An 8982-nucleotide genomic window follows, 5' to 3' on the forward strand; every position below is an offset into this window, starting at 1 on the left:
GGGCGGGGGCTGTCGTCCTTCTGCCTGTCGATCAGGAACTGACCCTTGTCGCGGGCGCGCCGGGCAAGCCTGAACTGGGCGCAGAGGCCATGGCCGCCGCACGGTGGGCCTGGGAGAAGGGCGAACCGGCGGGGCATGGAACCGGCACATTGCCTCAGGCGGCCTGGAGTTTTCGTCCCTTGCAGGGTGTGCGGGGCCGGGCGGGTGTCGCCGGTATTGAGGCCAGCGCCCTGACCCCCGGATCGGACGAAGAGAAACTGGCTCTGGCCCTGCTGGATCAGGGCGCCGTGGCGGTCGAACGCGCCGATCTGGCGGGGCAGGCGGTAGAGACCGAGACCCTGCGCCGCACGGACCGGTTCCGCGGTGCGCTGATGAACTCGGTCAGCCATGACCTGCGTACGCCCCTGTCGACGGTGCTGGGCGCCTCGACCACCCTGATTGATCTGGGCTCCAAGCTGAAACCTGAGGTCCGTGCCGACCTGTTGCTGTCGATCCGCGAGGAGGCTGAGCGTCTCAGCCGCTATGTCGGCGACCTGCTGGATATGACGCGGCTGGAGGGAGGCGGCCTGAACATCCGCACTGACTGGGTCGATGTGCGCGATGTGCTGAACGCGGCTGGCAGGCGTGTGGCGCGGCGGATGGGCCAGCGACGAATGACCCGCGACTTTCCCGCCCAACTCAGTCTGGTCATGGTGGATCAGGGCCTGTTGGAGCAGGCGCTGGTCAATATTCTGGAGAACGCAATCAGCTACAGCCCTGATGGATCGATCATCGAACTGGCTGCCTATGAAGACCGGGGCGGGGTCGTCATATCCATTGAGGATGAGGGCAAGGGCATCCCGACCGCCGAGTTGGAACGGGTCTTTGACCGGTTCCGGCGTATGGAGGAATCGTCAGACCGCACCAAGGGGGCCGGACTGGGTCTGGCCATTGCCAAAGGCTTCGTCGAGGCCATGAATGGTCGGATCGCCGCTGCCAGCCCGATCATGGACGGCCCGGACGGCGCCAGATTGGGTACACGCATCCTGATCAGCCTGCCCAAGACCGTCGTCACCCATCCGAACCTGCACTAGGCTTTCGCCATGTCCGCCGTCCGTCCGCAGATCCTCGTCATTGACGACGAGCCCCAGATCCACCGCTTCCTTTCTCCGGCGCTGGACGCTGCTGGTTATGAGCCCCGTCGCGCCGACAGCGGGCAGGAAGGTCTGCGCGGCATCGCCCTGTGGAGCCCGGATGCGGTGGTGCTGGATCTCGGCCTGCCTGACATGGACGGCAAGGACGTGCTGGCGCGGGCGCGGGAATTCTATGCCGGGCCGATCATCATCCTGTCGGCCCGCGACAAGGAAGCTGAGAAGATCGCGGCGCTTGATCTGGGCGCCAACGACTATGTCGAAAAGCCCTTCGGCGTCGGCGAACTGCTGGCCCGTTTGCGCGCTAATCTGCGACAGGCCGCGCCTCATGCCACAAGCACCGGGCCGCTGACAGCGGGAGATGTCGTCATCGACCTGGAGCGGCGGCTGATTACCCGCTCAGGCGAAGTCGTGCGCGTGACGCCCAAGGAATATGATGTCCTGGCCCATCTGGTGCGCAATGTGGGCAAGGTGATTGGCCACCGCGACCTGCTGACCGCAGTCTGGGGCAAGGCGCATGCCGACGACACCCAATACCTGCGCGTCGTCATTGGCCAGTTGCGTCAAAAGCTGGAAACCGACCCGGCCCAGCCACATCTGATCCTGACGGAACCGGGCGTAGGTTATCGGTTGTCTGACTGATCAACCTTCAGAACAAACAGTCACTGAAGGAAGATGGCGCTATGGCGGCCGTGTCCGATCCTCGACAAGGACTACGTCATCTAGGGTGACGATCCTTGACAAAGACGGTCGTTCGAAAAGCCGATTGCTGATGTTAGCGGGTGGGGAGGGAGATTGTTTTCGTCGACCTCAACGGTCTGCGTTGGCGGGATGCCCCGGCGGCCTAGGCGCGCGCTTAACCTCAGATCGCTTCGGGACGCCGTTCCTGATCCAGGATTGATCCATCCGGGACGTTTACGCGTATCAGTCAGGTAACTGATGGACCGGCGTCATGACCTTAGCGATCACCTACTTTCTGACCCTGATAGTCTTCTCCGTGATCGATACGGTTTGGTTGGGGGTAATGGGGGATCGGCTCTACCGGCCGCTGATCGGTTCTATGCTCGCAGAGAATTTCCGGTTGGCGCCTGCCATCGTCTTCTACGCCCTATACGCTGCGGGTCTGACGATCTTCGCTGTTCTGCCGGGCCTGGCCGAGGGCGGCTGGAAGAAGGCGTTGATTTGGGGTGGGCTGCTGGGCCTGTTCGCCTATGGGACCTATGATCTCACTAATCTGGCTACGTTGAAGATCTGGAGTTTGAAGCTGTCGTTGATCGATATGGCCTGGGGCATGGGCGTCAGCGCCGGTTCGTCAGCCATCGCCTGCGCGCTCGCCACGCGGCTTCTGCGCGCCTTCTAATCCTTCGGTCGGCGAGGAAAAAACCGGCTGGTCCGTGCGGCATAAGCTTCAAAAGCTTCTGGCCGTGAGCGACACATGTGGGCTTCGAGCAGAGGTATGCCTGAAACCCGTGTCAGCAGCCAATAGATGTAGATTGGCCCGGTCACTGCCAGCCACCCCCAGGGCCACTTGCCGCTAAAGTCGATGGCGAACACGGGCCAGGCGCACCAGCACAGCCATTCGAAGAAATAGTTGGGGTGCCGCGACCAGGCCCACAGGCCGGTATCGCAGACACGCCCTCGGTTGGCTGGGGCGGACTTGAAGGCGGCGAGCTGACGGTCGGCCAGGCTTTCGCCCACAAGGGCGGCGGTGAAGACCAGAATCGCGAAACCGTCTTGCGCCGTCAGACCTGCGGTCGGATTGTGCGCCGCCATCAGGATGCTGAGCACAAGTAAGGCGCCGGCGCCGGCCTGGAGCATCAGGAAGCCGAACATCTTCGTCTGATAATCCGAGCCCCAGTCCTTTCTTAGACTGGCGTAGCGCGCGTCCTCGACCTCATGGGCGGCGCGATGAGCGATGTGCGAGCCCAGCCTAAGACCCCAGAGCCCAATCAGCCCGGCGGTCACCCATTGTCTCGCGGAGGGCGGCGCATCGTTCAGCGGTATGAGGGCCACGCCAACGCCGACCAGGCCGAGGCCGTATGACCAGAATGCGTCGGCCCAGCCGCCCTGACCCGTATGGTGTTGGACGATCCAGGCCACGCCCATGACCATGACAAGACAGATCGCCGCCGCCCCCCAGAGCGACAGCAGGGCCATCACAGCCGCACGAAAGGTTGCATCAGACGGCCGAACCAGCCGTCGAGCTGAATCTCGCCGTCTAGGGCGACGACACAGAGACAGGGGCAATCGGAAACGACGCGAGGTTGGTGGAGCACCGCCGGGTCGGCTTCTTCGAGATCGCCTACGGCGAACCTTTCCGTCTCGGTGGCGTAGGCGCCGGTCAGAACGCAGGTCAGCTCGACACCGACATGCGTATGACGCGGGGTTTCGCGACCGGGATCAATCTTCAGAAGAATCACTCGGCAGGCGCCGTCGCGTGGAGCGTGGACATCGCGCGCCCGAACACCTGGGCCGATCCAGCGCCAGGGACCAAGGGCGTAGCGTCTCAGAGGTTGGGGCAGTTCGAGCATGTCGTTGAGGGGCGGCGGAGCAATCGCCTCGCCCGCGTCAGTCTCGATGCGCGCCAATGTGTGCGACAGGGCGTCGTCGGAGACGGCGATCGGAACAGTCTCTTCGAGGAACGCTCCGCCAACCGTCTGGAGACGGCGCACCCAGGCGTCGTTGGCCGGGCGCAGCGCCAGGTGGGCCGCGACAACGACAGCCTCGGGCGGGCTGAGGGCCCCTGCCGCATAGGCCGCCAGTCGCTCTTCGGACGGGTTATGGTTCGGGTTCATCGCGGAGCCTCCGCAGAGGCTTCGAGCATAAGGCGGAGCTTGGTCATGGCGGTGCGTATGCGCGACTTGACAGTGCCCAGGGGCAGGTCCAGCCGACGGGCGATTTCGGAATGAGGACTATCCATGAAGAAGGCGAGGCGCAGCACTTCGACCTGATCGGGTTTGAGGCGCGACAGGGCGTGGCGCACGCGTTCGGCGTCCTGGGAGGCAGCCAGAATGTTGTCGGGTTGCGACGCTGCAGTTTCGATAAGGTCGATTTCCGGCGTTGGCAGGGGGCGGGCGTCGCGGCGCAGCATGTCGAGCCGACGATTGCGGGCGATTGTAAAGATCCAGGTCGCCGCCCGGGCTTTGCGGGCGTCAAACAGATCGGCCTTGCGCCAGACCGTCAGCATCGTGTCCTGGGCGAAGTCTTCGGCTGCTACGGCCGTAGCGCCAGATTTGATCAGCCAAGCCTTCAGGCGAGGCGCAAAATAGCTGAACAGCGCCACAAAGGCCTCGCGATCACGCCGCAAGGCCACCGCCTCGATCAGACGGTCGTGCGCGCCGACGTCTGATGTAGGATCGTCGGCGGTCATGCGACGCGAGGCGCTGGCAGAGCGTGTGTATGAAGCGACCTCGTCATGCATGAAGCCTAATACGCTTTGGAAGAAAATCTGGATCATTCGCAATCCGATTGTGATCCGACTGCGTAATCCGGTGAGCCTGCAAACCCGTTCGCAGGCATGTACCGGAGCTGTCATGCCGTATTCTTCAGAGCGCCCCTTGAAGATCGCCGTGGTCGGATCTGGCGTCGCCGCCCTCTCTTCAGCCTGGCTTCTGTCGCATCGGCACAAGGTCACGGTTTACGAGAAGTCGGATCGCCTTGGCGGCCATTCCAATACGGTGACTGCGCGCACAGAAACGGGCGATGTCGCGGTGGACACCGGCTTCATCTGCTTCAATGACGCCACCTATCCCAATCTGATCGCTCTTTTCGCGCATCTGGGGATCGAAACGCGGGCGACAGACATGTCCTTCGCCGTGTCGCTGGATGAGGGGCGGTTCGAATATGCTGCGCCGAGCCTATTTGCGCAGCGTCGCAATCTTTTGCGTCCACGCTTCTGGTCCATGCTGGGAGAGATACTGCGTTTCTACCGTGAAGCGCCGGTTGACCTGGGCGGTCTGTCCGATCCGGATTTGACGCTCGGCGATTATTTGAAGCGCGAAGGATTCAGCGAGGCGTTCCGCGACGACCACCTGCTGCCGATGGCGGCGGCGATCTGGTCGTCGCCGCTCATACTTTGATGGATTATCCGGCTGAAGCCTTCATCCGGTTCTGCGGCAACCATGGGCTTTTGAAGCTGTCTGGGCGACCCTTGTGGCGCACGGTCCAAGGGGGCAGTCGCATCTATGTCGAGCATCTGGCGCGCGAGATCGATGATGTGCGGCTGGACCACGGCGTCAATCGTGTGCGCCGAACGGAACAGGGCGTCATGGTCCATGACAGCCAGGGCGGCGTCGAGCGGTTCGATCATGTCGTCATCGGCGCCCACGCCGACCAGGCCCTGGCCATGCTGTCCGAGCCGACGGATCGGGAGAGGGCGGTGCTGGGCGCCTTCCGCTACAGCCGCAATCTCGTTGTCCTCCACACTGACGCTAGCCTGATGCCACGTCGCAGACGTGCTTGGGCCAGCTGGAACTATATCGGCAGCGAGGAGGGCTTATGCGTCACCTACTGGATGAACAGACTTCAGGGGCTTGCGGGGCAAGACCTGTTCGTCACCCTGAACCCGCCTCGACCGCCGCGGCCAGGCACGCTGCTGCGGACCGAACTGTACGAGCACCCTGTCTTCAACCCGCGCGCCATACAGGCCCAGAAGCAGCTGTGGAGCCTGCAGGGGCAGGGTGGGGTCTGGTTCTGCGGCGCCCACTTCGGAGCGGGGTTCCATGAGGACGGTCTGCAAGCGGGCTTGGCTGTCTCGGAGCAACTGGGCGGCTTACGGCGCCCCTGGTCGGTCGAGAATGAAAGCGGCCGCATCCATCTCTCGTCCGTCTCGACGGACACCTTTGAGAACGTGGCGTGACACAATCCTCCGCCCTCTATCGCGGCGGCGTCATGCACCGGCGGCTTCGGCCTAAGGCGCATCGGTTGCACTATCGTGTCTTTTGGTTGTTGCTGGATATGAGCGAGATTGACGGTCTGGATCGTCGCCTGCGCCTGTTCTCGCACAACCGCTTCAACCTGATGTCTTTTTACGATCGGGATCACGGCGACGGGTCCGGGGCTGCGTTGCGACCTCAGATCGACGCGTTTCTTGGCCGCGCGGGAATCGACATAGGCGACGGGCCGGTTCGCCTGCTGACCATGCCGAGGGTGTTCGGCCACGTCTTCAATCCGATCAGCCTCTACTACTGTCATCACCTCGACGGACGGCTGGCGGCCATGGTCTATGAGGTGACCAGCACGTTCGGCGTGCGCCACGCCTATGTCATTCCGGTTCCAGCTGAAGATCAGACGGCGGGACTGATCCGGCAGGGTGCGGCCAAGGCTCTCTATGTCTCGCCCTTTATGGGGATGGAGATGGACTACGCCTTTCGGGGCCACGCCCCCTCCGACCGACTGGATATGAGCATCGACGGCCGGGATGGCGAGGGCGTTCTGATCACCGCCACCATGTCAGCCGAGCGCCGTCCGCTTGACGACAAGGCCTTGTCCGCCGCCGCGTTGGCCCTGCCACTGATGACGCTGAAGGTCGTTCTCGCCATTCACTGGGAGGCGCTGAAGCTTTGGATCAAGGGCGTCGGCCTGACCCGTCAGCCGCCACCCGCATCGGAACCCGTCACCATCCAGCGTCGGCCTGATGAGAGCCGCCTTGCACCGACCCTTCCTCCCCAACTCAAAGCCGACTGATCTTATGACCACCACGTGCTGCGACGCGGCGAAAGGCTCGGGTGAAAACCCTCCGGTGATGGGGCTGCTGGTGCGGCTTTTGTCGGCCAAATGGAGCTGGGGGCGGCTCACCCTGGTGTTGCCGAACGGCGCACGCCACCACCTGAGGGGCCAGGCGCCTGGGCATGCCGCTGTTCTGACCGTCCACGACCAGCGCTTCGCTGCGCGCGTGCTAAAGGGCGGGGATATAGGTTTTGCAGAGAGTTATCTGGCAGGCGAGTGGGACACGCCCGACCTGGCGATCCTGCTGGAAACCCTGGTCAACAACTATGACCACATCCGGCGCCTGTTTGACGGCAATCCATTGATGAACCTGATCAACGGGTTTGCGCACCGGTTGAACCGAAACAGCCGTCGCGGATCGCGCCGCAACATCCACGCCCATTATGACCTCGGCAATGATTTCTACGCGGCCTGGCTTGATCCCTCGATGACCTACTCCTCAGCGCGCTTCGAAACTGAGGGGCAGGGACTTCAAGAGGCGCAACGCGCCAAGTACGCCGCTCTGGCGCGAATGATGGAACTGCAACCCGGCCACAGCGTGCTGGAGATCGGTTGCGGCTGGGGAGGCTTCGCGGAGTTTTCGGCGCGCGAGATTGGAGCCGTGGTCACGGGGGTCACCATCTCACGTGAACAGCATGACTATGCACGCCGCCGCCTGTTTGAGGCCGGTCTTGCCGACAAGGCCGACATTCGCCTGATCGACTATCGTGATGTGGAAGGCCGGTTTGACCGGGTGGCGTCGATCGAAATGTTTGAAGCGGTCGGACGTGAATACTGGCCCACATATTTCCAGAAGGTCCATGAGGTGTTGACGCCCGGCGGACGAGCGGGCCTGCAGGTCATCACCATTCAGGATGAGTTGTTCGACGAATACGATGCCCGAACGGACTTCATCCAAAGATACGTCTTTCCCGGCGGCTCCTTGCCTTCTGAAGCCAAGATGCGGCCTGTGCTCGCTAGGGCGGGTTTGAATCCGACGAGCGTCGAGCGCTTTGGGGGCGACTATGCCGACACTCTGGCCGACTGGGCGCGACGTTTCGAAAGCGGATGGGACACGATCGTTAAAAAAGATGCGGGTTTCGATGATCGCTTCCGACGTCTGTGGCGCTTCTATCTCGCCTATTGCGAAGCGGGTTTCCGGTCGGGGCGTACCGACGTCATCCAGATGACGCTTCAGCGCGGCTAGATCGAGAGGCGAGGGCAGCCCCGCTTCTGGGCGGGTGGTGGCGTTCTGCAACCAGGCTCCCCGCCGCAACGGTTTCGGCTGGCGGGGATTAACACTCCCATGCGCGGTGAACTGGACACCTATCAGGCCAAGCGTCGGTTCGGCGAGACGCCCGAACCCAAGGGTCGCAAGGCCGCGCGATCCAGTCATGAGTTGCGCTATCTGATCCAGCGCCATGCGGCGACGCGGCTTCACTATGATTTTCGCATCGAGGCGGACGGGGTGCTGAAATCCTGGGCGGTGACCAAGGCGCCGTCGCGTGACACCGCCGTCAAACGCCTGGCGGTCGAGGTCGAGGATCATCCGCTGGACTACGGGTCGTTCGAGGGGACGATCCCCAGCGGCAACTATGGCGCCGGAACCGTGCAGATGTGGGACGTCGGCGCCTGGGAGCCGCAGGAGCCGGACCTGGAGGCGGCCTGGGCCAAGGGGCAGATCAAGATGATCCTGCACGGCGAGCGGCTAAAGGGAAAATGGGCGCTGATCCGGCTGAAGGAGGATCGGGGAAAGCCCCAGGGGCGCGGAAAGGCGCGCAACAACTGGCTGCTGTTGAAGGAAAAGGACGAATACGCCGTGGCGGGCGAAGGGGACGCCCTGTCCGAGATCGACGCCTCCGTCACCACCGGCCGTTCGCTGGCCCAGATCGCCGATGACAAGACCGAGTGGACGTCCTCCAAGCCGACGAGGCGCCGCCCCCCCGCCAAGCCAAAGCCCACCAAAGCGGCGGCGGCTACTGCCACTAAACCGCCCGCCTTCATCCCGATCCAGCTGTGCAAGGCTGTCGATCATCCGCCCGGCGCGGCGGGTTGGGCGCATGAGATCAAGTTCGACGGCTATCGCATTCAGATCGGCGTCGGCGGCGGCAGGGCGGTGTTGCGGACGCGCAAAGGTCTGGATTGG

At 63.3% G+C, this 8982-nt stretch carries 11 protein-coding genes; 8 read left to right on the forward strand and 3 right to left on the reverse strand.

Annotated features, from left to right (window positions below; all coding sequences use genetic code 11):
* The 3 genes from QZ281_RS02895 to QZ281_RS02905 form a co-directional block, all read left to right on the forward strand.
* A partial coding sequence (locus QZ281_RS02895) for an ATP-binding protein (protein ID WP_292224512.1) occupies positions 1-1073 on the forward strand: 1073 nt, incomplete at its 5' end.
* Positions 1074-1082: 9 nt separating this feature from the next.
* Positions 1083-1772: a response regulator gene (locus tag QZ281_RS02900; protein ID WP_292224513.1), complete on the forward strand. Its 690-nt coding sequence runs from the start codon at positions 1083-1085 to the stop codon at positions 1770-1772.
* 310 nt (positions 1773-2082) lie between these two features.
* Positions 2083-2490: a DUF2177 family protein gene (locus QZ281_RS02905; protein ID WP_292224515.1), complete on the forward strand. Its 408-nt coding sequence runs from the start codon at positions 2083-2085 to the stop codon at positions 2488-2490.
* Here the strand turns inward: QZ281_RS02905 and QZ281_RS02910 are convergent.
* From QZ281_RS02910 to QZ281_RS02920, 3 genes are read right to left on the reverse strand one after another with little or no spacing between them, the layout of a single operon-like run.
* Positions 2487-3287 carry a DUF1295 domain-containing protein gene (locus QZ281_RS02910; RefSeq protein ID WP_292224517.1) on the reverse strand — a complete coding sequence of 267 codons (801 nt, stop codon included), beginning with the start codon at positions 3285-3287 and terminating at the stop codon, positions 2487-2489. The two genes, QZ281_RS02905 and QZ281_RS02910, sit on opposite strands and share 4 nt — an antisense overlap.
* A complete protein-coding gene (locus QZ281_RS02915) occupies positions 3287-3925 on the reverse strand; it encodes a ChrR family anti-sigma-E factor (protein WP_292224519.1) in 639 nt (212 codons plus the stop codon). The genes QZ281_RS02910 and QZ281_RS02915 overlap by 1 nt, the downstream gene beginning before the upstream one ends.
* On the reverse strand, positions 3922-4500 hold the full coding sequence (locus QZ281_RS02920) for a sigma-70 family RNA polymerase sigma factor (protein WP_292224527.1): 579 nt from the start codon (positions 4498-4500) through the stop codon (positions 3922-3924). The genes QZ281_RS02915 and QZ281_RS02920 overlap by 4 nt, the downstream gene beginning before the upstream one ends.
* Here QZ281_RS02920 and QZ281_RS18190 point away from each other — a divergent pair.
* The 5 genes from QZ281_RS18190 to QZ281_RS02940 all read left to right on the forward strand — a co-directional run.
* A complete protein-coding gene (locus QZ281_RS18190) occupies positions 4499-5209 on the forward strand; it encodes an FAD-dependent oxidoreductase (RefSeq protein WP_363297275.1) in 711 nt (236 codons plus the stop codon). The genes QZ281_RS02920 and QZ281_RS18190 overlap by 2 nt on opposite strands.
* Positions 5209-5988, forward strand: coding sequence for an FAD-dependent oxidoreductase (locus QZ281_RS18195; protein WP_363297277.1), 780 nt, complete (start codon positions 5209-5211; stop codon positions 5986-5988). Before QZ281_RS18190 ends, QZ281_RS18195 begins: the two co-directional genes overlap by 1 nt.
* Entirely contained in the window at positions 5985-6815 is an 831-nt protein-coding gene (locus tag QZ281_RS02930; RefSeq protein ID WP_292224521.1) for a DUF1365 family protein, read from the forward strand. The genes QZ281_RS18195 and QZ281_RS02930 overlap by 4 nt, the downstream gene beginning before the upstream one ends.
* 58 nt (positions 6816-6873) lie before the next feature.
* A complete protein-coding gene (locus QZ281_RS02935) occupies positions 6874-8043 on the forward strand; it encodes a cyclopropane-fatty-acyl-phospholipid synthase family protein (RefSeq protein WP_292224529.1) in 1170 nt (389 codons plus the stop codon).
* Positions 8044-8142: 99 nt separating this feature from the next.
* Positions 8143-8982 (forward strand): DNA polymerase ligase N-terminal domain-containing protein (locus QZ281_RS02940; protein WP_292224524.1); only part of this gene is annotated, 840 nt, incomplete at its 3' end.

The organism is Brevundimonas sp., from assembly GCF_018608325.1.
GTDB lineage: Bacteria > Pseudomonadota > Alphaproteobacteria > Caulobacterales > Caulobacteraceae > Brevundimonas.